This window comes from Yersinia thracica (genome assembly GCF_902170565.1).
GTDB classification, from domain to species: domain Bacteria; phylum Pseudomonadota; class Gammaproteobacteria; order Enterobacterales; family Enterobacteriaceae; genus Yersinia; species Yersinia thracica.
Window position 1 is genome coordinate 1 of record NZ_CABHXX010000098.1, and the last position, 22,911, is coordinate 22,911.

The window sequence follows — 22,911 nt, forward strand, 5'->3', positions numbered from 1 at the left end:
ATAATAACCCTTGTGAATTTAGCTTAATACCTGAAAGACATTTCATTTTAAATAACATTTATTTTACAACTCATTATTTATACTTATAGTCTCACGTTAATTTATTATTTGTTTATTAGAATTTCATCTTGGGAAAACATCACTCTGACACCAGTAAAAGCATTCTGCCTTTAGTGCCAAATATTCCTCATTTGAGTGAATGTATTAAATAAGTAACCCCGCATTGCTGATGCCAGTACAATGTCCGCATCTTGAAGTCCCCCACAGGAGCTACACCGTGCACCATTACCCAGCCAGCTATACCCATGATGAAGCCAGCGGCGAATACCATATTCATTATCGCGACTTTCCAGAATCAGGTTCAGTGACTTACTCGGTCGACGACATAGAGTTAGAAGCTCAAGACGGCATTAAAAACGGCATTGCCGCACAGATAGAAGAACAGCGCCCTGTCCCTGCCCCGTCAGCGTTGCAATCGGGTGATATTGCTATTCACGTGCCTATTTTAGTGCGCCTGAAAGCGGAATTGCACAATGCTATGCTCACCACCCAAACCCGCAAAGCCGATATGGCGCGCAAACTGAGCCTAAATGCTGCTCAGATGGATCGCCTGCTGGATGTGTATTACGCCTCAAAGGTTGAAGCTCTGGAACAAGCCCTTTATTTACTGGGCTTTGAAGCGGATGTGGCAGTCAGAAAAATCTAAAAATAACGCTGACGTCCCCGTTATCGCTTAAATTTGAGTCAAGAGAGTAACAAATTGTTATTAGGCGATAATTTAAAAAAACGTTAATAGCTTCACACTTCAATACATTGACTAACATTAATTACTGTTTTTGTACAAAAACGTGATCTGATGCATAAAATTACAGTATTGAAAATCGCTCTCCATTGGGATTACATTAGCGCCATCGACTCGCAGAAGTGGCTGAGTGATTCAGTCTGGCGAGGTAGCTCCAAGGGGGAGTGGTTAAATGAAATATTTCTTTATGGGTATCTCAATTATGTTGGTGGTTTGGGTGGGCACCTTCATGATAATGGTCGAATAATCATCGGCTGAGATATTCACTACCTGATATCGTATAAAGGGCGCATTTGCGCCCTTCAGACTGCTGACAAACCCCGACGACTCGATCTATGGTGGTGAGGACGGGCAGAAGAGTAAAGCGTCCGCGCCAGGGATGGCGCGGCTCGAGCCTACAAGGATGTATTTACGGCGTCTTTACGATCTGCCTGTTTTCACCGCTGCGGGCACTTTGTCAATAACCTCAAGGGCGCATTTGCGCCCTTTATCTTTTTTAACGGCTATACCCGCCATACTTCAAGCCGTATGTGCGTTGGCTGTTTTCCTGCAACTCACATCACTTAGGGAATACATCACTTACCCGGCATCATTCTGCGCAAAGTATCATCCCGGCGGATATAATGATGATAAAGCGCCGCCAACGCATGCGCCCCAATCACAAAGTATCCTAAATTAGCAATTAACTCATGGGTTTGCTTGAGATAAACCCGCGCATCATCATTGGGTGTCACCCACTGTGGCACTTGCCAGCCGAGCAAGAACCAGGTTTTTCCTCCATAGGCCTGCGCCAAAACCCCCAATATTGGCAATGATAAAAACATCAGATACAGACACCAATGTAAAATATGCGCCCCTAATAACTGCCAATCCGGTAATTTGGGCGTGATTGCCGGTGTCACATTTCGATGACGCAGCCAGAGCCGCACCAGCATGAGCAACCAGACAGAAATACCAAAATTGAAATGCAGGTTTTTCACCAAGGTTCTATCTTCATCAGGTACCGAGTCACTGAGTAGCATCGCTGCATAGGTCAAAATGATCATCAATAACGTTAGCCAATGTAAGGTTATCTGGGGTAATGAATAGCGATTTCTCATAGCCGCACGCTCCACTGAAATAACTCAATTAATCATAAGTATGGTGTAAACAGATGAAGAGAACATGAAGAATGGATGGGTAATGGAGTGAAGCAGTATTTTATTCTGACTGAAGGTCTAAACCACCAGCCAGAGTAAGTGTATACAGCGCTAAAAATCGCTAACAGGTTAAACCGTTTCGCCTGAAGTGGATTTCCCCGGTTTCAGCAAACCATCAGCACGGAACATACTTTTAATCCCGCGCACCGCCTGGCGGATCCTGTCCTGATTTTCAATCAGAGCGAAACGGACATGGGTATCACCATAATCTCCGAATCCAATCCCCGGCGAAACACAGACTTTCGCATCAGATAGTAAGCGTTTAGCGAATTCCAGTGATCCTAAATGGGCGTAAGGTTCGGGAATTTTAGCCCAAACATACATTGATGCTTTTGGATTCTCGACCATCCAACCCGCTTCGTGCAGCCCACGAACCAAGGCGTTACGGCGCTGGCGATATTGTTCGGCGATATCATGCACGCACTGTTGATCACCCTCCAGCGCAGCAATGGCGGCTACCTGCAATGGGGTAAAGGTGCCGTAGTCGTGATAGCTCTTAATTCGTGCCAATGCATTGACCAGCTCGGGGTTACCGACCATAAAACCAATGCGCCAACCCGCCATATTGTAGCTTTTAGATAAGGTAAAGAATTCGACCGCAATATCTTTCGCCCCCGGCACTTGCATGATTGATGGCGCTTTCCAGCCATCATACACAATGTCGGCATAGGCCAAATCATGCACCACCAGCACATCATATTGCTTCGCCAACGCCACTACGCGCTCAAAAAAGTCCAGCTCCACACATTGCGCCGTCGGGTTAGACGGGAAACCCAGGATCATCATTTTTGGTTTTGGAATGGTTTCACGAATGGCTCGCTCCAGTTCACCAAAGAAATCAATGCCTTCAGTCAGCGGAACCGAACGGACTTGTGCGCCCGCAATCACCGCACCATAAATATGAATGGGATAGCTGGGATTGGGCACCAACACGGTATCACCGTGATCCAATGTGGCCAGCATCAAATGCGCCAGCCCCTCTTTCGAGCCGATGGTCACAATGGCTTCACTTTCCGGGTCAATATCCACCTGATAACGATCCGCATACCAGCGAGAAATCGCCCTACGCAAGCGAGGTATTCCGCGCGAGGTTGAGTAGCCGTGAGTATCTTCACGCTGTGCGACGCTGCACATTTTCTCAACAATATGCGGCGGCGTCGGGCCATCCGGATTCCCCATACTAAAATCAATAATGTCCTCACCACGGCGACGCGCGGCCATTTTCAACTCAGCAGTGATATTGAAAACATAAGGGGGAAGACGATCAATACGGGCAAAGCGACGTTTGGAAGGGGATTCAGCCATAATTTCCTCGAAGATACGTTAGCGCCCGGACCGTCCGAGCGACGCTGACCATCAAATGGTCTAACATGAAACATATCCTAGTGCTTTATAGCTGTCGATAGGCTGATAACAAATTTCCAACTCATCGGAGTTCAGCGCGATGGCGGACATTCACCGGCTAATAACCCCAATATCCAATCATCACACCACTGCCCATCAAGCTGAAAGTTATCACGCAAGGTGCCTTCCAATTGGAAACCACAGCTCTCCAGTGTTCGCCGCGAAGCATGATTTCCCACGGTGACAGTGGCTTTCATTTTATGGAATTGGCATTGTTGGAAGCCAAATGCCAGCACCGCCATCAGTGACTCTTTCGCAAAACCCTTACCATGATAAGAAGGCAAGATGGCATAGCCCACCTCGGCTTGCTGGAGCGGTAACCATTCCGCCAAAAAGCCCGTCAGCCCCATCGCCTGCCCACTTTCTTTTTCACGGATAACCAAACATAACCAGTGGTTAGAGGTTTTCTCCCACGGCATGACACGTGATTCAAAACGGGCGTGTATTTCGGCCATTTCCAGCGGATCCGCAATATAACGCTGGACGTCCGGGTTTTGATGTAGCTGCAAAAATAGCGGCCAATCTTGTTCATTAAGGCTATCCAGAACCAGCCTTGGCGTCCGCAAAGAAATGGGGGAGTGGCTAAACATCGGGATCACAGGCACTTTTTTTCCTTTAATTTGAAGCTGTTAATCGTAAAAATAACCGTGAAAATTAAAGAGGAAATTTTACCAAAACCTCATCCCTTTATTCTTCTCTATTTTACTTAAATAATGTCACCTCAAGATAACAAAAAATAAACAAATGCTCAGTAAAACGCAAACGCCTTACCGCGACCTCAACCTACAGCTATTGGAGAGTCAACATCATGGCTTCATTACAAATAGACGATATTCCCGCAGCCATCAAAGCGGTGAAGCAACAATTGCGCCAAGCGCTACCCAATTATCGGCAGGTTTTCCACGCCGTGGAAGAGAATATCCGCCAACAAGTGACTGAGATCCGCCGTAGCCTGGCTCAAGGCGAGAATCCGGTCCCTCGCATTCATGCCGATGATATTATCAATGGCAAAGTCACCGACGAACAGAAAGCACAAATCAAAAAACGGGGCTGCTGCGCTATTCTCGGTGTGTTCCCGACAGAGAAAGCCGCAGCATGGAACCGTGAGATCGGCAATTATCTGGATCGTAATAATTTTGTCGAGCGCCTGAAAAATGCCGCGGAAGATAACTACTTTGGCACTCTGGCGGCCAGCAAACCACAAATTTATGGCATTTACTGGTCAACACCGCAAGTCGAAGCCCGCCAAGATCCGCGCATGAATACAGTGCAGATATTCTTAAATAATCTGTGGCAAACCGAAAGCAATGGCAAGCAACACTTTGATGCTAATCAGGTTGTGACCTATGCTGACCGCACCCGTCGCCGCCCGCCAAAATCTTCATCTTTGGGCCTGTCGCCTCATGTGGATGGCGGCTCAATTGAGCGCTGGCTGGATGAAAATTTCCGCCATGTTTATCGCCACGTATTTTCCGGTGAATGGCAGCAATACGATCCCTTTGCGGCTGAAGGCCGCCCGGAAGTGCGAGAGTTCCCGTCACCGGCGGTGTGTTCTATGTTCCGAACATTCCAAGGGTGGACGGCGCTGACACCACAGCGTACCCACGCCGGGACGCTAAATGTGATCCCGATTGCCAATGCCATGGCCTATATCCTGTTACGTGCTTTGCAAGACGATGTGCCCGATGATGACTTGTGTGGTGCGGCACCGGGCCGGGCTTTATCGGCTTCTGAACAGTGGCATCCTCTTTTAATGGAAGCTATTTCCCCTATTCCAGATCTGGAAGCTGGTGACACTGTATTTTGGCACTGTGATGTCATTCATTCAGTGGAAAACGAACATCACGGCGAGTTTGACAGCAATGTGATGTATATCGCCGCCGCTCCGGGATGTGAAAAAAATGCCGCTTACTTGCCGCGCCAGTTAGCCAGCTTTATGGATGGCCGTTCACCGCCAGACTTTGCTGCCGATGATTTCGAAGTTGATTTCACCGGCCGGGCCACAATCGATAATTTGACAGATATCGGCCGACAACAACTGGGGATGACAAAGTAGCCATATTCCGCTTGATACTCTGCCGGAGTTTATTTCTCCGGCAGCCTACCCCAGCTATTCGGCTCGATAGCACGGATAAAGTAGCAGTCGGCCACTATATTCCTTATAGTTAGCCGCTTACCCGCCTCAAGATCTGATATTTAGAACCTAAGATCCCCCGGTTGTTGTCAACAATCAAACGTTGCCAACAGAAAATGTTGCCAAGAGAAAATAGAGTGCACCAGATATTTGAAATGCTACTGGCGGTATTTGATCGCGCCGCACTGATGTTAATTTGCTTGTTCTTCCTGACCCGCACCCGCCTATTTCGTCAGTTACTACAAAAAGAGAAACACACGCCGCTGGAATTAGCCGCCGTCACCGCGATCTTTTCGCTGTTTGCTATTTTCGGCACCTATTCCGGCATTAATGTTGAAGGTTCTCTGGTTAATGTACGGGTCATTGCCGTCATGTCCGGCGGTATTTTATTTGGCCCATGGGTCGGGATTATTACCGGGCTTATCGCGGGCTCTCATCGTTATTTAATTGATATTGATGGTATTAGCTCGGTTCCCTGCTTAATTACCAGCATTATTGCGGGCTTGATGTCGGGTTATATCAACCTGAAAGTCAAAAAAGAGCGCCAATGGAGTATTGGCATTTTGGCCGGTATGATTTGTGAATCGCTGACGATGCTCTTGGTGGTGATATGGGCCAAACCGACGGCACTGGGTATCGATATTGTGTCTAAAATCGCGATTCCGATGATTTTAGGGGCGGTCTGTATTGGGTTAATTGTGCTGCTGGTGCAGAGTGTCGAGGATGAAAAAGAAGTCATTGCTGCGCGACAAGCAAAATTGGCGTTGGATATTGCCAATAAAACTTTGCCCTATTTTCGCAATATCAATGGCGAATCATTGCGCAGTGTCTGTGAAATTATTCGCAATGATATCAAGGCTGATGCAGTCGCCATTACCGACACTCAACATATTTTGGCCTATGTCGGCGTTGGGGTGGAAACCTATAATATTGGTCATGAAATAATCAGTGATATCACCAAAGAAAGTATCCTGCGCGGTAAAATTACTATCCGCAATAATGATGAAGTCCACCGGACTCCCCAAATTCATTCCCTGATTATTATCCCGCTATGGGAAAAAGGTGAAGTCACGGGTTCGCTGAAAATCTATTATTGCCATGCCCACAAAATCACTTACTCACTCAAAGTCATGGCGGTAGGATTATCGCAAATCATTTCAACCCAGATTGAGGTTTCGCGTATTGAACACCTGCGCGAAATGGCCAATAAAGCGGAATTGCGCGCGCTGCAAAGTAAAATTAATCCGCACTTTTTATTTAATGCTTTAAATGCTATTTCCTCGTCAATTCGTATTAATCCAGATACCGCGCGCCAATTGATCATTAATTTGTCTCGCTATTTGCGCTATAACCTTGAATTAAATGATGAACAAATTGATATCCGTAAAGAACTGCATCAAATTCAAGACTATATCGCCATCGAACAGGCGCGTTTTGGCAGCAAATTGACTGTCATTTATGATATTGATGATGATATTGCGCTAAAGATCCCCAGCTTGTTGATCCAGCCGCTGGTGGAGAATGCTATCGTCCATGGTATTCAGCCGTGCCGCGGTAAAGGTGTGGTGGTGATTGCGGTTAAAGACAGTGGCGACCAGATAAAAATTTCAGTGAAAGACACTGGCAATGGAATTAATCAGGAGACCATTGCGCGCGTGACTAATAATGAAATGCCAGGCAATAAAATTGGTTTACTGAATGTCCATCATCGAGTGAAATTACTCTATGGCGAGGGTTTGCAGATACGCCGAATGGAACCGGGCACCGAGATTTCTTTTTATATCAGCAAAAATGGTGGCAAAGTCCATGCAGAACCCAGTATTTCAGCCGGAGTTTAACCCGTGAAAGCAATTATTGTCGAAGATGAGTTTCTGGCTCAGGAAGAATTAAGTTATCTTATCCGCCAACACAGTAATATTACCATCGAAGCCACCTTTGAAGATGGGCTGGACGTGCTTAAATACCTGCAAAACCATCAGGTTGACGCTATCTTCCTCGACATTAATATTCCGTCGTTAGATGGGGTTTTGCTGGCGCAAAATATCAGCAAATTTGCCCATAAACCCTACATTATCTTTATTACGGCTTATAAAGAACATGCGGTAGAGGCCTTTGAAATTGAAGCTTTTGACTATATTTTAAAGCCTTACCATGAATCACGTATTGTCACTATGCTGCAAAAATTGGAAGCCCTGCATAAGCGTGATCACCTAAATAAAGAGCAAAACAACAGCCCCAGTCACCGCCCTGCCGCCCATACCATCAATCTGATGAAAGATGAGCGCATAATCGTCACGGATATCAATGATATTTATTATGCGGCGGCGCAGGAAAAAGTCACTTTGGTTTACACCCGGCGCGCAGAATTCATTATGCCGATGAATATCACCGAGTTTTGCAATCGTCTGCCTGAAGAATACTTTTTCCGCTGTCACCGCTCTTATTGTGTGAATTTAGCCAAAATCCGCGAAATTGTGCCCTGGTTTAATAACACTTATATCCTGCGACTCAGTGATTTGGACTTTGAAGTCCCGGTTAGCCGCAGCAAGATAAAGGAATTTAGGCAACTGATGCGCCTTTAAATGCATTTCATTCCTCTCTGAATGCAGCTCATTCCCCTTTCGATCTATAGCTATTAGCCCGCCCGTATACTGGTTTCATTCGGCGGGCTGATAACACCTCAATACCAGATTTCCGGTGCTCCATCAGCGCGTAATTTTTAGGCTCCGACGCCATTGCTTACCACTATCACGTCAGCAATAGCCATATTCGGGCCGTATGCATTGATGTTTAAGGAGTCCGGCATGAGCAGTAAACCGGTAAATCGTTGGCTAATTGTTGTTGGTACCATCATCGTTCAGATGGGGTTAGGCACTATCTATACTTGGAGCTTATTTAATCAGCCACTGGGAGAGAAATTCAGTTGGTCATTGGGCGCGGTGGCGACCACTTTCTCTATCACCAGTTTCTCTCTGGCTATCGCCACGTTATTTGCGGGCCGCCTGCAAGAGCGTATTGGTATCCGCAAACTGACACTGATTTCCGGCATCATCCTCGGTTTGGGGTTGATTGCCAGCTCTTTTGCCACTTCACTCGGGATGATTTATCTGCTGGCGGGTATTGTGGTGGGCTTTGCTGACGGCACCGCCTACATCACCACTTTGTCGAATCTGATTAAGTGGTTCCCAGAACGTAAAGGTTTGATTTCAGGTATTTCTGTGGGCGCATTTGGCACCGGCAGCCTGTTGTTCAAATACGTGAATGCCAGTTTGATTGCTAACCAAGGTGTGTCACTGGCTTTCTTCTACTGGGGCATTATCGTGATGGTCTTGGTTGGAGCCGGTTCTTTCTTGTTGCGGGAAAAAATTGTCGCGCCACAAGCAGCTGCCAACTTGCAATCTGCCCACACCGGCCGTGATTTCAGTGTTAAAGAGATGCTGGCGGTTAAAGAATCTTACTTCCTGTTTATCATCTTCTTCACCGCCTGTATGAGTGGTTTATATCTGATTGGTATCGTGAAAGATTTAGGCGTGCAACTGGCAGGAATGGATTTAGCCACCGCCGCCAATACGGTGTCAGCCATCGCCATCTTTAATACTGCCGGACGTATTATTTTGGGGGCACTGTCCGATAAAGTGGGCCAATTGCGGGTTATCAGCTTTACCTTGCTGGTCACCACCTTAGCGGTATCTGTGCTGAGTTTTGTCCCACTGACTCACGCCCTGTTCTTCTTGTGTGTCGGTGCTATTGCTTTCTGTTTCGGTGGCAATATCACGGTGTTCCCGGCGATTGTTGGCGACTTTTTCGGTTTGAAAAATCACAGCAAAAACTACGGGATTATTTATCAAGGGTTTGGTTTAGGCGCACTGGCGGGGTCATTTATTGCGGCACGTCTGGGTGGGTATCACTCGACCTTTATCGTCATTGCGGTGATGTCTGTGGTTTCCTTGCTGTTAACCCTGATTATCAAGCCGCCAAAAGGGGCGACAGCCGTGACAGAAAACATCTCAACAGCCCCAGCAGGGGTCACTGCCAACAGTCACGCGTAATCATTCTCCGCCATAGAAAAGCAGAGCCTTGGCTCTGCTCAAACTGCTGACAAAGTCAAATAAAGGGAAAACGTGCCGTTGGGGCCGTAACGGTGTAAACCGTCGGAGCGCCCCTAGGTGCGGTCAACCCTTTACTCACTAAGCTCTAAGTCACTTTATCATTAACCTCAGCAGAGCCTTGGCTCTGTTTTCTGCTTTCATTGCAATCAGGTAATAGATGCAGTTTCAAGAGCGAAGGGTATGCCCTAATTTCTGACGCAAATAAGCCCCCGCCCCCAGCAAACCGGGTTGCTGATGAGTAATCATATAGACCGGAATATCCTGCAAGAAATCTTTGAAACGGCCTTTATCTTCAAAAGCACCGCGAAAACCTGAAGCTTTAAAGAACTCCATAAAGCGCGGCACGATGCCGCCTGCGATATATACACCGCCAAAGGTGCTGAGATTTAAGGCTAGGTTGCCGCCAAAGCGCCCCATAATCACGCAAAATAGGGATAATGCGCGGCGACAGTCAGTGCAACTGTCAGCCAGAGCGCGTTCGGTCACATCTTTCGGGGCCAAATTCTCGGGCTGGCGACCATCAGAAATCACAATGGCGCGGTATAAATTGACCAGCCCCGGCCCGGAAAGCACCCGCTCAGCGGAAACATGGCCCAGTTCCTGACGTAATACCGCCAGAATCCGGTCTTCTTCTTCGCTATTGGGCGCAAAATCTACATGCCCGCCCTCACCCGGCAAGCTTATCCAGCGGCTATCCACATTCACTAAATGCGCCACCCCAAGCCCGGTCCCTGCACCATATACCGCAACCGGTTTGCCCGGCTGTGGCGATGTGCCGCCAAATTGCAGTACATCCTGCGGCGACAACATCGGGATCGCCATTGATACCGCGGTGAAATCATTGATAATTTCTAAGTGCTTTAGTCCCAGATTTTGCTGCATTGCGGCGATAGAAAATGCCCAAGTGTGATTGGTCATTGCTACCCAATCGCCAGTAATCGGGCAGGCAATCGCAATACAGCCGTGCTCTACAGTGACCTTATGTTCTGATAAATATTGCTTAATGACAGCTTCCAGACTGTCGTAATCTAAACCTGAATATGTTTTTGCTTGTGATATTTCGCCCGTCGCCACAGCGCAAAGCGCCAAACGGGCATTAGTGCCGCCAACGTCACCCACCAGGGCATAGCTCGTCATCAGAAACTTCTCCGTTACAGATATTCTTAACTTCAATTATGCTCACTGTAAAATCAGGCTGGGGAAACAACAATCTCAATACTGGAAACCGTTTCGCTTTGGGATAAAGATCACATAAAAACGTTTCAGCAGCGGCTAATTGCCACTGCTGACGGTAAAAAAACGCTGGGTAATGAGTCAAAAATCAGTTTGAACCGCGCCCTTCATCAGAAGCGGGCTTGAGTGCTACGGGCTGACGTGAGCGAATAATTCGCGCCCGCAAACTGTCATAGACCCAGTTGTAAAACATGGTGTAAGGCAGGAAGAACAGGAAGAAACCGATCTCCAGTATAAATGCCTGTAACAGAGAAACCCCCAATACACCGGCCGCAATCGGCAAGCCAATCAAGATAAACCCACTTTCAAAACCCAATGCATGGAATGCCCGCACACGGAGGGTTTTGGCAACACGGCTAACCGGCCAGAAGTGGTCGAATAAGCTGTTGTAAATAATATTCCACAGCATCGCCACTGAAGAGAGCAGCACGGTTAAGGTGCCCATTTGTAATATTGAACGATCCAACAGCCATGCACCAACTGGCGCACAAATCGAGATAGCAATGACCTCAAAACCCACGGCATGGATAATTCGTTCAAATAAAGATTTGCGATGAACTTGCATAAGATACTCACTTAATTAATCAATAACAGATTGTCGAAGGTGATTATCATCGCTTTTTAAGATAGATTAAAAATAGAATCCATCGATAAAATAGATATTTTATGTATTATTCTCCCGAAGCACTGATTGCGTTTGTCGAAGCCGCTGCCCTCGGCTCTTTCTCAGCGGCAGCCCGTAAGCTGCGCAAAAGCCAGTCGACCATCAGCACCGCTATCGCCAATTTAGAGGCGGATTTGGGTTTGACATTGTTTGACCGGCAAGCCCGTCTGCCCGTATTGACTGACCATGGACGCCGTGTGCTCTCCCATGCGCTGGAAATTTTGGCCGCCAGTGAGCGGCTGGATAATCTTTCCATCCGTTTGGCGGGCCAGGTTGAGACCCGGCTGACGTTTGTATTGTCTGATACCTATCAACCTACCCATCATGAAAGTCTGTTGCGCCGTTTTGAACAGCGTTATCCTGATATCGAGTTTGAGTGTTTAATTGCCGAAGATTTCGATGTGATTGATTTGCTGCAAATTAAGCGAGCGCATATCGGCGTGGTGGAAGTTCAGCAGCATTACCCGCCTGATATCGCGGCTAACCGGTTACCCGCACAGACTGAAATGGCAATATTTGTCAAACCCGACCATCCGCTGGCACAGTTACCCCATGTCCACCCTGAACAATTAGCCACCACCCGACAACTTCGCCTGAATACTTATAACCGCACCGAGCGCAATCAGTCGCAAGGATTAATGTGGTCAGCACCGAGTTATTTGATGTTGCTGGAAATGGCAGAGCAAGGCTTCGGTTGGGCTATTTTACCGCGCTGGTTAGTTGAGCAATACAGTCATAAAAAACTGGTCGCCTTATCGACCATTGGCTGGCCCAAAACTATCTCAATTGATGCCGTTTGGTCGAAAAAAAACCCGCCGGGGCCAGCAGGTTATTGGTTGTTGGATCAATTGACCGGTAAGACGAATAACGGCCAATGAGGTCAGACCGCCGTATTACGGGCCTGAAGAGATTTGGCTATGTTGACCAATAATTCAGGCGCATCCATTTGCGGCAATACCACCTCGATAAAAGCCAATTGTTGGCAATTTTCGAGTTTTGCCAGCACCTGTTGCAATTCATCGACCTGAGTCACTCGACGTGTAAAGCTTTGTTTATCCAAAGTCAGCGCCTGCGGCAATTGTGTCCAATCCCATTGGGCAATATCGTTATAGCGCTGCTGCGGTCCATGAATGGCGCGCTCTACCGTATATCCTTGGTTGTTAAGCAGAAAAATAATCGGTGTTAATCCGTCGCGCAACATTGACCCCAACTCTTGGATGGTCAGTTGAGCAGCGCCATCGCCCACCAGCAATATCACCCGCCGCTGTGGCTGTGCCACCTGAGCACCATAGGCCGCTGGCAAACTAAAGCCAATTGATCCCCATAATGATTGAGCTATAAACGTACATCCGGACGGTAACTTTAATGATGCCGCGCCAAAACATGAAGTGCCCTGATCCGTCACCACGATATCGCCAGCCCGTAAAAATGGCTGGATGTGAGACCAAAATATCTGCTGATTCAGCCAACCCTGCGGCACAACTTCCGAGATTGGGTGAGTGATAGAGGGGTGAATGATAACGGGCTGCAGCCATTCATTCTGCAATGATTGGCACAATTTATGTAACGCCTCCACCGCAGTCACCATCGGGATTTGGCTGAAAACTTCTCGCCCGATACGCACCTGTTCCGGCTGAATATCAATACAATTATCTTGAATTATATGCTGGCTGAATCCGGCGGTAATGGTATCGACAAACCATACCCCGACCATCACCAAAACATCAGCATTTTCAATGCACTCTCTGACTTTAATATCACTGACCGCACCGGCATAAGTCCCCAGAAACAGCGGATGTGTCTCATCCAATAGCCCTTTGCCCATCAGTAATGTCGAATGTGGCAGATTCACGTCTGCCAGCCAGCTATTCAATGATTGTCGGGCACCAAATCGGTCGGCCAGAAAATCGGCTAATAGCGCCACCCGGTGCGCTGACTGTAACTTCTCACGGGCCGCAGCAATAAACGCCTGCAAAGATGAGGGGGAGAAAATAGGTTCAGAGAGAGCCAACCCCCTAGGTGAGTTACCACATCAGCCTGTGCCACATCACTGGGGAGTTGGAGATAAACCGGTCGTCTCTGATAGAGCGCAGCCACCAGCAGGCGATCAATTTCGGTCACCGCATTTTCAGCTGTTAAACTGGTTTGTGCGCAGCTAACTTCTTTCGCCATGCGCGAAAAATGGCTAAAATCGCCGTCGCCGAATGAGTGATGTAGTAATTCTCCGGCCTTTTGTGCACGTAGCGCCTGAGTGCCAACAATATGAATAACTGGAAGATATTCAGCATAACTACCAGCAATACTATTGATAGCACTTAATTCACCGACCCCAACGGTCGTGAGTAATGCAGCGGCAGGCATGACACGGGCATATCCATCCGCCGCATAAGCCGCATTAAGCTCATTAGCGCAGCCCATCCATCGAATGACGGGATGGCTAATGACATGGTCCAAAAAGTGAAGAGTAAAATCACCAGGAACACCAAACAGGTGTCGGATACCTACTTGTGCCAACCGATCCAGTAAATAATCTGCGACTTTATAATTGTTTGACATAACAATAATAATCCCAATACTTATAGTGTTAAATAAGTATTAGACAAAACATAAATAAATCTAATGTTTTTTAAATTATTAATTAGTTTGACAAGTGTAACCATTTCCTGACCTTGCCTCTGATCTGCTTCCGATTCTGTTACCCATCGTCGACTCTGTGATCTTGCCAACTTACGCAATCAGTGGAAACGCATACATTAAGGCGTCGTTTACTCTCATCAATAAGGGGCATCATGGTCTACCAAGCAGCTTCCTCCCGCTATCAGGAAATGGAATATCACCGTTGTGGCCGTAGTGGATTAATGCTGCCGGCTATTTCTCTCGGCCTGTGGCATAACTTTGGCGATAGCACTTTGTATGAAAATAGCCGTAATCTGATTCATCGGGCATTTGATCATGGTATTACCCACTTTGATTTAGCCAATAACTATGGCCCGCCCCCTGGGTCAGCCGAGCTGAACTTTGGCCGAATTTTGCAACAAGATTTGCGCCCTTACCGTGATGAACTGATTATCTCGTCCAAAGCCGGCTACACCATGTGGCCCGGCCCTTATGGGGATTGGGGCTCAAAAAAATATCTGGTCGCGAGCATCAATCAAAGCTTGCAGCGCATGGGGTTGGATTATGTTGATATTTTCTATCATCACCGGCCAGACCCTAATACTCCGTTGGAAGAAACTATGGCGGCGCTGGATTTACTGGTGCGCCAAGGCAAAGCATTGTATATCGGCTTGTCCAATTACCCTGCGGCACAAGCGCGCCAAGCCTGTGAAATTCTCGTACAGCTCGGCACCCCCTGCCTGATTCACCAACCTAAATACTCTATGTTTGAGCGCTGGATTGAAGCCGGACTGCAAGATACACTGGATGAATATGGCGTCGGCTCTATTGCTTTCTCGCCACTGGCGGGCGGCTTATTAACTGACCGTTATCTGGCAGGAATTCCATTGGATTCACGGGCTGCCAGTGACAGTAAGTTCCTGAATCCCGAGCAACTTTCAGCAGAAAAACTGGTCAAGGTTCGTCAATTAAATGAACTGGCGCTTGATCGCGGACAGAAACTGTCGCAAATGTCGTTAGCTTGGGTATTACGTGGTGGGCGGGTGACGTCAGCCCTGATTGGGGCCAGTAAAATCAGTCAAATTGATGATGCCGTTGGCATGTTGGCAAATACCGAATTCAGTGACGCAGAAATAAAAGCTATTGAAGATATTTTAGTGTAAACGTTCTCTTTTCAATCACTAAACAGGGGGGGTTATGCCCCCTGTGCCCCTCTTAATTCCCCCCACAGATAAATCCTAAATCCATATTTTACAGTTTTATCCGAATCTCAGCGGCTGACTTTCTGTTTAAGATAACGCCATAGCCTATAAGGCAAGAAAAGGATAAATAATGTTTAAATCGACAATGTTAAAGCTGAGTGTCGTGAGGCCAAGAAGAATAAGGCCCCTGTTGCTGATAACCATATTAGCCTGGTTCCCGCTAATCCCCATGGCGAATGCTGAGAGTATTGAGTTGCTGCCCAGTATTTCTTTACAGATTGGCGAACAGGATCGCAGTGGTAATTATTGGGATGGTTATGACTGGCGCGACCGCCAATGGTGGCAAAACCATCAAGGGCGAGATTTAGGCGAGCGCAATCGTCATGGTCATTACTGGGATGGTCACCGCTGGCAAGATAGAGGTTGGTGGAAAAAAAATTATTATTATCGCGAAGGGCGCTACTGGAAATATGACAAGCATCATGACAACCGTGGCAAAAAACATCACCGTGGCCAAGGGCGAGATCATCACCATCACGACTAACTCTCATGCAGTCCCTCAGACGGGTTTATAGCTTTAATCCGTCTGACTGATAAACTTAAATTAGGCTCGCCAGCAGATAGCCATTTAAGCCAATGACGCACAAGACAACAAACTTACCCAGAATCTGAGTCAATTTGTTATCAACCAACTCCCCCATCAATTCTTTATTGCCGGTGAATACCAATAACGGCACCAGCGCCAATGCGATGCCAAAGCTCAGTAAAACTTGGCTCATCACCAGTATTTTAGTTGCGTCCATGCCGATCATAATGACAATAAAGGACGGCAACATAGTGATCGCGCGGCGTAGCCACATTGGAATATAAAAGTGCACAAACCCCTGCATCACCACTTGCCCAGCCATGGTGCCCACCACTGTCGATGACAGGCCGGCGGCAACCAAACTCAAGCCAAAAACGATGGCGGCAGCATTGCCCAGCAGGGGTTGTAAGGTCAAATAGGCTTCTTCGATTTCAGCAACATGTTGATAACCATTGAAATGGAAAGCCGCAGCAGCGGTTGCCATCATAGCCAAATTCACAAAGCCAGCAATCGTCATGGCAATCGCCACATCAAACTTGGTTGAGGCGTAGCGCTCAGTTTTGGATTCTTTGCTTTCCGTTTGTGTTAATGCTGAATGCAGGTAAATGACGTGCGGCATAATTGTCGCCCCCAAGACCCCGGCGGCTAAAAACACCGCGTTACTGTTAGGTAAGCTCGGAATAATCATCCCGCGCCCCAGGGCCGCCAGCTCGGGCTGAGAGAAAATCAGTTCAACAATATAAGATGCCGCAACGAACAATAGCAGCCCACCAATCACCATTTCGATTGGCTTTTGCCCACGGTTTTGCAGCATAAGAATAAGGAAAGTGGCGATGCCGGTCAGTACCGCGCCTTGTAGCAGTGTGACACCCAGCAGCAATTTGAAGCCGATAGCGGCGCCGATAAACTCGGCTAAATCTGTCGCCATCACGATAATCTCGGCCTGCACCCAGTAAGCCCATACCACTGGGCGTGGGAAACGATCACGGATATGCTCCGCCAGATTTTTACCGGTCGCGATCCCAAGTTTTGCTGACAGCAATTGGACTAACATCGCCATGACATTAGCCCACACCACCACCCACAAAAGGGTATAGCCAAAGGTAGCTCCGGCTTGAATGTTAGTCGCAAAGTTACCGGGGTCGATATAGGCAATGGCGGCAATAAAGGCAGGCCCCATCAGGGAGAGTTTTATCCTCCTTGAGTTACGGCGGGGTGTATCGACAGCACGGCTATTCAACATTCAGTATTACCCTTGGAAATTTACGGCTACTTTCTTCTCACCCATAATATCTAAATGATAATAATTATCAAGCGCATTTAGAGTGATAAAACTTATCTCTTTGATAGCTAATACCGCATAATCTGCCGTGCAGTAAGGAGGCGCTCTTGGTTTCTGAAAAATTGTGTTAAATACTGCATCGCAATTTCCGAGCTCGCTCACTACAATTGTTCAAACTAGCATATTTACACTATCTCTGTAGCATATTATTAACATCCTATTTTTTGTGATCAACCCCACTAATTTGTTTGCGTTTATGAAAGTGAATTTCTATATTTGCGGTCTATATCTCGTTTTTAATGTAGCCGTTACATAAAATGTCCACCAAAACCTAGCCTGCCTCTAATTTGGAGCACATATGTCCCATATTCTACAGTTTGCGTTGGCCTTAGTCGTAGTGGCCATATTGGCTCTCGTGATCTGCAAGGATCGCAAAAGCATCCGCATTCGGTTTGTTGTTCAATTATTGGTTATTGAAGTGTTGCTGGCGTACTTCTTCCTCCATTCAGAAGTTGGATTAGGTTTTGTGAAAGGATTCGCGGGCTTTTTCGACAAATTACTGGGGTTCGCTGCTACCGGTACTGATTTTGTCTTCGGCAACATGGGGGATAAAGGCCTCGCGTTCTTCTTCCTGAGAGTGTTGTGCCCTATCGTCTTTATTTCTGCTCTGATTGGTATTTTGCAGTACATTAAAGTTCTGCCCGTCGTTATTCGTATTATTGGGACTTTATTGTCCAAAGTTAACGGCATGGGTAAGCTGGAATCATTCAACGCAGTCAGTTCACTGATTCTGGGCCAGTCTGAAAACTTCATCGCCTATAAAGATATTTTAGGCAAAATGTCTGAAAAACGCATGTACACCATGGCAGCAACGGCAATGTCGACAGTTTCGATGTCTATAGTCGGTGCTTATATGTCAATGCTGGACGCGAAATTCGTGGTCGCAGCGCTGGTGCTTAACATGTTCAGCACCTTTATCGTGTTGTCGCTAATCAACCCGTATAAAGCTGAGGATGAAGAAGAGTTACAACTGAGCAACTTGCATGAAGGCCAAAGCTTCTTTGAAATGCTGGGTGAATACATCCTGGCCGGTTTCAAAGTTGCCATTATCGTGGCAGCAATGCTGATTGGTTTCATTGCATTGATTGCTGCGATGAATGCTCTGTTTAGCCTGCTGTTTGGTATTAGCTTCCAGGGTATTTTGGGCTATGTCTTCTTCCCGTTTGCTTGGGTTATGGGCATTCCTGCTCATGAAGCCTTGCAAGTCGGCGGTATAATGGCAACCAAACTGGTTTCTAACGAATTTGTAGCCATGATGGACTTGCAGAAAGTTGCATCAGAATTATCACCACGCAGTGTGGGTATTCTGTCCGTATTCCTGGTTTCATTCGCTAACTTCTCTTCCATCGGCATCGTCGCCGGTGCGATTAAAGGCCTGAATGAGCATCAAGGTAATGTAGTTTCTCGTTTTGGCTTGAAGCTGCTGTACGGCTCTACACTGGTCAGTGTACTGTCTGCGTCTATCGCGGGCCTGGTACTCTAAGTATCAGAAAATAATCTCTAAAGAGGCGCTACGGCGCCTTTTTTTATGCCTGTGATTCAAGGGCATGCTATTTGATGCAGTGATATTTATTGGCATGTTAAAAAACTAAAGATATAAGTCGGTAAGAAGAAATGGGGGAAATTGCTATTTGGGAGTTTGGGGGATTTACTAAGGTACTGGATATAATGGTGGGTCGTGCGGGATAACTCGGCCGCTGGCCTCGCCCTTCGGGTCAACGCTTGCGCGTTGCTGTCTCGCTTCGCTCGGCTCGAACCTGAACGCAGGTTACTCGTATCATTCTGATACTCGCCCTTCGGGCCAACGCAAGCGTTGTTCAAAACTGACATGCAGTTTTGTCTCACCCACACGGTGCTGTGCAGTATGGTATTTCTGAGTTTGGGGGAGTAACTGAGATACTGGATATAATGGTGGGTCGTGCGGGATTCGAACCTGCGACCAATTGATTAAAAGTCAACTGCTCTACCAACTGAGCTAACGACCCATTATATAATGCTGAGAGTAAAGAAGTGGTGGGCGATACCAGATTCGAACTGATGACCCCCTCCGTGTAAAGGAGATGCTCTACCAACTGAGCTAATCGCCCCGCCGTGTTGTTGGAGTCGCATTATAGGGATAGTTCGAAGTGAGTCAACGGTTTTTAAAACGAAAACAATCGTTCGCCGCAAATTTAAACAGGATGCGATATTTATCGCCACTCTGAACGTTTCTTTAGCCATATCTATTATTGCATACCGGTAACATCGTTGAGGAATTGTCTCAGGGTGGTAGAATGTCGCCTACTTTTTCGAATTTCGAGCAACAGCCAGCTTTCGCTGGTCGGCGTAGCGTAATAAGGCATCGAACCCAATGAAAATCAAAACCCGTTTTGCACCCAGCCCTACCGGCTATCTTCACGTCGGTGGCGCACGTACCGCGTTGTATTCCTGGTTATTCACTCGCCACTTTGGTGGTGAATTTGTTTTGCGTATTGAAGATACCGATCTTGAGCGCTCAACTCAGGAAGCTATTGACGCCATTATGGACGGTATGAACTGGCTAAATCTGGATTGGGATGAGGGCCCGTATTTCCAAACCAAACGTTTCGATCGCTACAATGCGGTCATTGACCAAATGTTGGAAAACGGCACTGCATATAGATGCTATTGCTCCAGAGAGCGTCTGGATGAATTGCGCGAAGCCCAAATGGCCAATGGTGAAAAACCTCGCTACGATGGCCGCTGCCGCGATAGCCAGTGTACCCATGGTGCTGATGAGCCTTCTGTCGTGCGTTTTCGTAACCCACAGGAAGGCTCCGTTATTTTTAATGATAAAATCCGTGGCCCAATCGAATTCAGTAACCAAGAGCTGGATGATTTAATTATCCGCCGTACAGATGGTTCGCCGACTTATAACTTCTGCGTGGTAGTTGATGACTGGGATATGGAAATCACCCATGTTATCCGTGGTGAAGACCATATCAATAATACCCCGCGCCAGATTAATATCTTGAAAGCACTGGGTGCGCCGGTTCCTGAATATGCCCACGTTTCAATGATTCTGGGTGATGACGGCAAAAAACTGTCTAAGCGCCATGGCGCGGTCGGTGTAATGCAATACCGCGATGACGGCTATCTGCCAGAAGCGCTGTTGAACTATCTGGTCCGCCTGGGCTGGTCTCATGGTGATCAGGAAATTTTCTCTGTTGCCGAGATGACCGAGTTATTTACACTGGATGCGGTCAGCAAATCTGCCAGTGCTTTCAATACTGAAAAACTACAATGGCTGAATCATCACTATATCAATAGCTTGCCGCCAGAACAGGTTGCAGTTCACTTGTCATGGCAGGTTGAGCAGCTGGGTATTGATACTCGCAATGGCCCAGAACTCGTTGAAATTGTTAAACTTCTCGGTGAGCGCTGTAAGACATTGAAAGAAATGGCCGAATCTTGCCGCTACTTCTATGAAGAGTTTGATGAGTTCGATGCAGACGCGGCGAAAAAACATTTGCGCCCTGTGGCTCGTCAGCCGCTGGAAGCAGTTAAAGCCAAACTGGCGGCTATCACCGAATGGACGACTGAAAACGTTCACAATGTCATTCAGGGCACCGCTGATGAGCTGGGTGTAGGTATGGGCAAAGTGGGCATGCCGCTGCGCGTTGCTGTCACTGGCGCAGGCCAATCACCGGGTATGGATGTCACTGTTCATGCCATCGGGCAGGCGCGCTCGCTAGCACGTATTGATAAAGCTCTGGCTTTTATTAGTGAACGTGAAGCGCAGCAATAAAATCGAGTGTATTTATCAGGCGGCTGACTAAAGTCGCCTTTTTTATGCTGTTTGCTCACTGATTTGGCGGCTTTTTCAGCGCTTAACCTGAGAAATTGAATTAGCCGTTGACACTGTTTCAGGGGTTTCATATCATGCGCCCCGTTCACACAATTTATTATGTGCGCGTTGGGGCTATAGCTCAGCTGGGAGAGCGCTTGCATGGCATGCAAGAGGTCGACGGTTCGATCCCGTCTAGCTCCACCAAATTTCTTGTTTGGTAAAGTTTTCAAACTCGATAAGTGGATGGCATATAATTCAATACGAACAACCACATTTGTGGGGCTATAGCTCAGCTGGGAGAGCGCTTGCATGGCATGCAAGAGGTCGACGGTTCGATCCCGTCTAGCTCCACCACTCTTTAAAAGACCGGCCTATGGCCGGTTTTTTGCTTTTTAAACTTTGCTCTCCGTTATTCTCCAATTTATTATTCCGCACTGTTATTCTGTTTTTCTTCAAACCTGTTTTTTCTTCAAACACATTGATTACAGAGGAAATAGCCGATGAACCAATGGCAGCAAGTCATTGAATGGTTACGTGCCGACCCCTATCGGATGCAAGCTTTATCTTTTGCCCGTGAACTTCGGTTAAACCAGTGGTGCCTGGCCGCAGGATTTGTCCGTAATCTGGTGTGGGATAAGCTGCATGGGCACCCTTCCTCGACGCCGCTAAATGATATTGATTTAGTCTATTTCGATGAGCAAAACACCCGCGAGCAATATGATTCACAGCTTGAAAAGCAACTTAATGACTCGACCTCCGCCCGACATCAATCATTCCCGTGGTCAGTCAAAAATCAGGCCAGAATGCACCTGCGCACTGGTCGCCAACCTTATACCAGCACCGAAGATGCCATCAGCTATTGGGTTGAAGTGGAAACGGCCATTGGTGCCAGCCTTAAAGAGAATGGCGATATTGAGCTGGTCACCCCGTTCGGTTTGGATGCTTTGTTTAGTAAAACTATTACGCTGAACAGCAAAAATGGTGAAATCGATACTTACTATCAGCGGGTCAATAGCAAAGGTTGGCAACAACATTGGCCTGAATTGCGCTTAGTGGTTTAGCCACACAGAATTCACATGGGCGTTCAAAAAAACGCCAAGTGATAAGATGGTGTAAAACCGCCCTTAGAAGTTAAAGGTTAATATCCCCTCGTCGATAAGCATTACTCCACTCACGTTATTTCAAGGAATAATGATGTCGAACACAATCTCTACAGCATCAATCTCTGTGAGCAGCAGTAGCTCGTCGGACAACAGTAGCGCGGCGCAGATTAAATCTATTAATCAAGAGATCCAAAAACTGACCGAGAAGTTAAGCACTTTAAAAGATTCTGGTTTGACTGCTGATGAGTTGCAAAAGCAGCAACAGCAAATTCAGAATCAGATTGCCGCACTACAAGCTGAAGTTGCGCGTATTCAAGCCAAAGAGTCGGAGAAAACCAAAGAAGGGGACAACAATACGGTCAGCGCACCGGCCGGTGATGGCGTCAACCGCCCTTCGGCACAGAACCAGATTGACGTTTATATTTAATAAAATTGATATTCAGCTAATAATGACAGGGCGCTGGTAACGCCCTGTTTTAGCAGGAAAAATCAACCGCGCTTGAGGGGTTTGACCAAACTATCCAGCCCTTCAATCTTGATGGCCAGAGTCATCTCCATCAGCATACCCAGCTTGCCTTGTGGAAACTCACCTTTGCGCGCAAACCAAAGCAGGTACTCCTCGGGAAGATCGATCAATACCCGGCCCTGATATTTACCGAAAGGCATACGGGTATTGGCTAACTCAACTAAATTTTCTTTTTCCACATGC

The 22,911-nt window shown here is 47.2% G+C and carries 20 protein-coding genes, 4 tRNA genes, 1 other RNA gene and 2 pseudogenes; 16 read left to right on the top strand and 11 right to left on the bottom strand.

The window, feature by feature from the left end:
* Positions 1 to 277: 277 nt before the first annotated feature.
* The 3 genes and pseudogenes from FTA91_RS14470 to FTA91_RS14480 all read left to right on the top strand — a co-directional run.
* Entirely contained in the window at positions 278 to 706 is a 429-nt protein-coding gene (locus FTA91_RS14470) for a type II toxin-antitoxin system HicB family antitoxin (protein WP_050112578.1), read from the top strand.
* Between the two features lie 268 nt (positions 707 to 974).
* Positions 975 to 1,049 (top strand): membrane protein YpdK, encoded by a 75-nt coding sequence (gene ypdK / locus FTA91_RS14475; protein ID WP_086017141.1) that lies wholly within the window; start codon positions 975 to 977, stop codon positions 1,047 to 1,049.
* A 155-nt stretch (positions 1,050 to 1,204) separates the two neighbouring features.
* Positions 1,205 to 1,270, top strand: a pseudogene (locus FTA91_RS14480) (gluconate 5-dehydrogenase); the annotation flags it as partial.
* A 107-nt stretch (positions 1,271 to 1,377) separates the two neighbouring features.
* On the opposite strand, the gene FTA91_RS14485 reads toward FTA91_RS14480, so the two are convergent.
* The 3 genes from FTA91_RS14485 to FTA91_RS14495 all read right to left on the bottom strand — a co-directional run bounded on the left by FTA91_RS14485 (position 1,378) and on the right by FTA91_RS14495 (position 3,995).
* Positions 1,378 to 1,902 (bottom strand): cytochrome b, encoded by a 525-nt coding sequence (locus FTA91_RS14485; protein WP_050112577.1) that lies wholly within the window; start codon positions 1,900 to 1,902, stop codon positions 1,378 to 1,380.
* Between the two features lie 168 nt (positions 1,903 to 2,070).
* Positions 2,071 to 3,306 carry an alanine transaminase gene (gene alaC / locus FTA91_RS14490; RefSeq protein ID WP_050112576.1) on the bottom strand — a complete coding sequence of 412 codons (1,236 nt, stop codon included), beginning with the start codon at positions 3,304 to 3,306 and terminating at the stop codon, positions 2,071 to 2,073.
* A gap of 131 nt (positions 3,307 to 3,437) precedes the next feature.
* The gene (locus tag FTA91_RS14495) at positions 3,438 to 3,995 is read right to left on the bottom strand and encodes a GNAT family N-acetyltransferase (RefSeq protein ID WP_186366599.1); all 558 of its coding nucleotides are present in this window, start codon (positions 3,993 to 3,995) and stop codon (positions 3,438 to 3,440) included.
* Between the two features lie 218 nt (positions 3,996 to 4,213).
* Between FTA91_RS14495 and FTA91_RS14500 the strand changes: the two genes are divergently transcribed.
* The 4 genes from FTA91_RS14500 to FTA91_RS14515 all read left to right on the top strand — a co-directional run bounded on the left by FTA91_RS14500 (position 4,214) and on the right by FTA91_RS14515 (position 9,588).
* Positions 4,214 to 5,461, top strand: a complete 1,248-nt coding sequence (locus FTA91_RS14500; protein ID WP_145535239.1) for a DUF1479 domain-containing protein — start codon at positions 4,214 to 4,216, stop codon at positions 5,459 to 5,461.
* Positions 5,462 to 5,676: 215 nt separating this feature from the next.
* Positions 5,677 to 7,377: a sensor histidine kinase gene (locus FTA91_RS14505; protein ID WP_050112574.1), complete on the top strand. Its 1,701-nt coding sequence runs from the start codon at positions 5,677 to 5,679 to the stop codon at positions 7,375 to 7,377.
* A gap of 3 nt (positions 7,378 to 7,380) precedes the next feature.
* On the top strand, positions 7,381 to 8,121 hold the full coding sequence (locus FTA91_RS14510; RefSeq protein WP_050112573.1) for a LytR/AlgR family response regulator transcription factor: 741 nt from the start codon (positions 7,381 to 7,383) through the stop codon (positions 8,119 to 8,121).
* Between the two features lie 222 nt (positions 8,122 to 8,343).
* Complete coding sequence (locus tag FTA91_RS14515; RefSeq protein WP_050112572.1) at positions 8,344 to 9,588, top strand: L-lactate MFS transporter; 1,245 nt, start codon at positions 8,344 to 8,346, stop codon at positions 9,586 to 9,588.
* A gap of 225 nt (positions 9,589 to 9,813) precedes the next feature.
* Here the strand turns inward: FTA91_RS14515 and glk are convergent, their stop codons facing one another.
* Both glk and FTA91_RS14525 read right to left on the bottom strand, forming a co-directional pair.
* A complete protein-coding gene (glk, locus tag FTA91_RS14520; RefSeq protein ID WP_050112571.1) occupies positions 9,814 to 10,785 on the bottom strand; it encodes a glucokinase in 972 nt (323 codons plus the stop codon).
* A gap of 184 nt (positions 10,786 to 10,969) precedes the next feature.
* Complete coding sequence (locus tag FTA91_RS14525; RefSeq protein WP_145535245.1) at positions 10,970 to 11,446, bottom strand: multidrug/biocide efflux PACE transporter; 477 nt, start codon at positions 11,444 to 11,446, stop codon at positions 10,970 to 10,972.
* Positions 11,447 to 11,547: 101 nt separating this feature from the next.
* Here FTA91_RS14525 and FTA91_RS14530 point away from each other — a divergent pair, with 101 nt between their 5' ends.
* The gene (locus FTA91_RS14530; RefSeq protein ID WP_050112569.1) at positions 11,548 to 12,423 is read left to right on the top strand and encodes a LysR family transcriptional regulator; all 876 of its coding nucleotides are present in this window, start codon (positions 11,548 to 11,550) and stop codon (positions 12,421 to 12,423) included.
* 2 nt (positions 12,424 to 12,425) lie between these two features.
* Here FTA91_RS14530 and FTA91_RS14535 read toward each other — a convergent pair.
* Positions 12,426 to 14,101 (bottom strand): annotated as a pseudogene (locus tag FTA91_RS14535) (alpha-keto acid decarboxylase family protein).
* Between the two features lie 233 nt (positions 14,102 to 14,334).
* Here FTA91_RS14535 and FTA91_RS14540 point away from each other — a divergent pair.
* Entirely contained in the window at positions 14,335 to 15,324 is a 990-nt protein-coding gene (locus tag FTA91_RS14540; protein ID WP_145583532.1) for an aldo/keto reductase, read from the top strand.
* 169 nt (positions 15,325 to 15,493) lie between these two features.
* On the top strand, positions 15,494 to 15,907 hold the full coding sequence (locus FTA91_RS14545; RefSeq protein ID WP_145535251.1) for a DUF2502 domain-containing protein: 414 nt from the start codon (positions 15,494 to 15,496) through the stop codon (positions 15,905 to 15,907).
* Positions 15,908 to 15,962: 55 nt separating this feature from the next.
* Here the strand turns inward: FTA91_RS14545 and FTA91_RS14550 are convergent, their stop codons facing one another.
* Positions 15,963 to 17,192, bottom strand: a complete 1,230-nt coding sequence (locus FTA91_RS14550) for an Nramp family divalent metal transporter (protein WP_050112566.1) — start codon at positions 17,190 to 17,192, stop codon at positions 15,963 to 15,965.
* Between the two features lie 397 nt (positions 17,193 to 17,589).
* Between FTA91_RS14550 and FTA91_RS14555 the strand changes: the two genes are divergently transcribed.
* Entirely contained in the window at positions 17,590 to 18,774 is a 1,185-nt protein-coding gene (locus FTA91_RS14555; protein ID WP_032820482.1) for a NupC/NupG family nucleoside CNT transporter, read from the top strand.
* 186 nt (positions 18,775 to 18,960) lie between these two features.
* On the opposite strand, the gene FTA91_RS14560 is transcribed toward FTA91_RS14555, so the two are convergent.
* The 3 genes from FTA91_RS14560 to FTA91_RS14570 form a co-directional block, all read right to left on the bottom strand.
* Positions 18,961 to 19,083: non-coding RNA, RtT sRNA (locus tag FTA91_RS14560), on the bottom strand.
* Positions 19,084 to 19,200: 117 nt separating this feature from the next.
* Positions 19,201 to 19,276 (bottom strand) — tRNA-Lys (locus FTA91_RS14565).
* A gap of 26 nt (positions 19,277 to 19,302) precedes the next feature.
* Positions 19,303 to 19,378: transfer RNA gene (locus FTA91_RS14570), tRNA-Val, on the bottom strand.
* 263 nt (positions 19,379 to 19,641) lie between these two features.
* Between FTA91_RS14570 and gltX the strand changes: the two genes are divergently transcribed.
* From gltX to FTA91_RS14600, 5 genes are all read left to right on the top strand, one after another.
* Positions 19,642 to 21,057, top strand: a complete 1,416-nt coding sequence (gene gltX / locus FTA91_RS14575) for a glutamate--tRNA ligase (RefSeq protein WP_145535253.1) — start codon at positions 19,642 to 19,644, stop codon at positions 21,055 to 21,057.
* A 170-nt stretch (positions 21,058 to 21,227) separates the two neighbouring features.
* Positions 21,228 to 21,303 (top strand) — tRNA-Ala (locus FTA91_RS14585).
* A gap of 74 nt (positions 21,304 to 21,377) precedes the next feature.
* Positions 21,378 to 21,453: transfer RNA gene (locus FTA91_RS14590), tRNA-Ala, on the top strand.
* Positions 21,454 to 21,599: 146 nt separating this feature from the next.
* On the top strand, positions 21,600 to 22,160 hold the full coding sequence (locus FTA91_RS14595; protein WP_050112564.1) for a nucleotidyltransferase family protein: 561 nt from the start codon (positions 21,600 to 21,602) through the stop codon (positions 22,158 to 22,160).
* Positions 22,161 to 22,293: 133 nt separating this feature from the next.
* Positions 22,294 to 22,629, top strand: a complete 336-nt coding sequence (locus FTA91_RS14600; RefSeq protein ID WP_050112563.1) for a FlxA-like family protein — start codon at positions 22,294 to 22,296, stop codon at positions 22,627 to 22,629.
* Between the two features lie 62 nt (positions 22,630 to 22,691).
* Here the strand turns inward: FTA91_RS14600 and FTA91_RS14605 are convergent, their stop codons facing one another.
* Positions 22,692 to 22,907: a DUF3820 family protein gene (locus FTA91_RS14605; protein ID WP_050112562.1), complete on the bottom strand. Its 216-nt coding sequence runs from the start codon at positions 22,905 to 22,907 to the stop codon at positions 22,692 to 22,694.
* Positions 22,908 to 22,911: the final 4 nt, after the last annotated feature.

What these genes read in the sequence shown, in the direction of transcription:
- FTA91_RS14485 (WP_050112577.1), bottom strand. Translation starts at nt 1,902, where the DNA reads ATGAGAAATCGCTATTCATTACCCCAGATAACCTTACATTGGCTAACG.
- alaC (WP_050112576.1), bottom strand. Translation starts at nt 3,306, where the DNA reads ATGGCTGAATCCCCTTCCAAACGTCGCTTTGCCCGTATTGATCGTCTT.
- FTA91_RS14495 (WP_186366599.1), bottom strand. Translation starts at nt 3,995, where the DNA reads ATGTTTAGCCACTCCCCCATTTCTTTGCGGACGCCAAGGCTGGTTCTG.
- FTA91_RS14500 (WP_145535239.1), top strand. Translation starts at nt 4,214, where the DNA reads ATGGCTTCATTACAAATAGACGATATTCCCGCAGCCATCAAAGCGGTG.
- FTA91_RS14515 (WP_050112572.1), top strand. Translation starts at nt 8,344, where the DNA reads ATGAGCAGTAAACCGGTAAATCGTTGGCTAATTGTTGTTGGTACCATC.
- glk (WP_050112571.1), bottom strand. Translation starts at nt 10,785, where the DNA reads ATGACGAGCTATGCCCTGGTGGGTGACGTTGGCGGCACTAATGCCCGT.
- FTA91_RS14525 (WP_145535245.1), bottom strand. Translation starts at nt 11,446, where the DNA reads ATGCAAGTTCATCGCAAATCTTTATTTGAACGAATTATCCATGCCGTG.
- FTA91_RS14530 (WP_050112569.1), top strand. Translation starts at nt 11,548, where the DNA reads ATGTATTATTCTCCCGAAGCACTGATTGCGTTTGTCGAAGCCGCTGCC.
- FTA91_RS14540 (WP_145583532.1), top strand. Translation starts at nt 14,335, where the DNA reads ATGGTCTACCAAGCAGCTTCCTCCCGCTATCAGGAAATGGAATATCAC.
- FTA91_RS14545 (WP_145535251.1), top strand. Translation starts at nt 15,494, where the DNA reads ATGTTTAAATCGACAATGTTAAAGCTGAGTGTCGTGAGGCCAAGAAGA.
- FTA91_RS14550 (WP_050112566.1), bottom strand. Translation starts at nt 17,192, where the DNA reads ATGTTGAATAGCCGTGCTGTCGATACACCCCGCCGTAACTCAAGGAGG.
- FTA91_RS14555 (WP_032820482.1), top strand. Translation starts at nt 17,590, where the DNA reads ATGTCCCATATTCTACAGTTTGCGTTGGCCTTAGTCGTAGTGGCCATA.
- gltX (WP_145535253.1), top strand. Translation starts at nt 19,642, where the DNA reads ATGAAAATCAAAACCCGTTTTGCACCCAGCCCTACCGGCTATCTTCAC.
- FTA91_RS14595 (WP_050112564.1), top strand. Translation starts at nt 21,600, where the DNA reads ATGAACCAATGGCAGCAAGTCATTGAATGGTTACGTGCCGACCCCTAT.
- FTA91_RS14600 (WP_050112563.1), top strand. Translation starts at nt 22,294, where the DNA reads ATGTCGAACACAATCTCTACAGCATCAATCTCTGTGAGCAGCAGTAGC.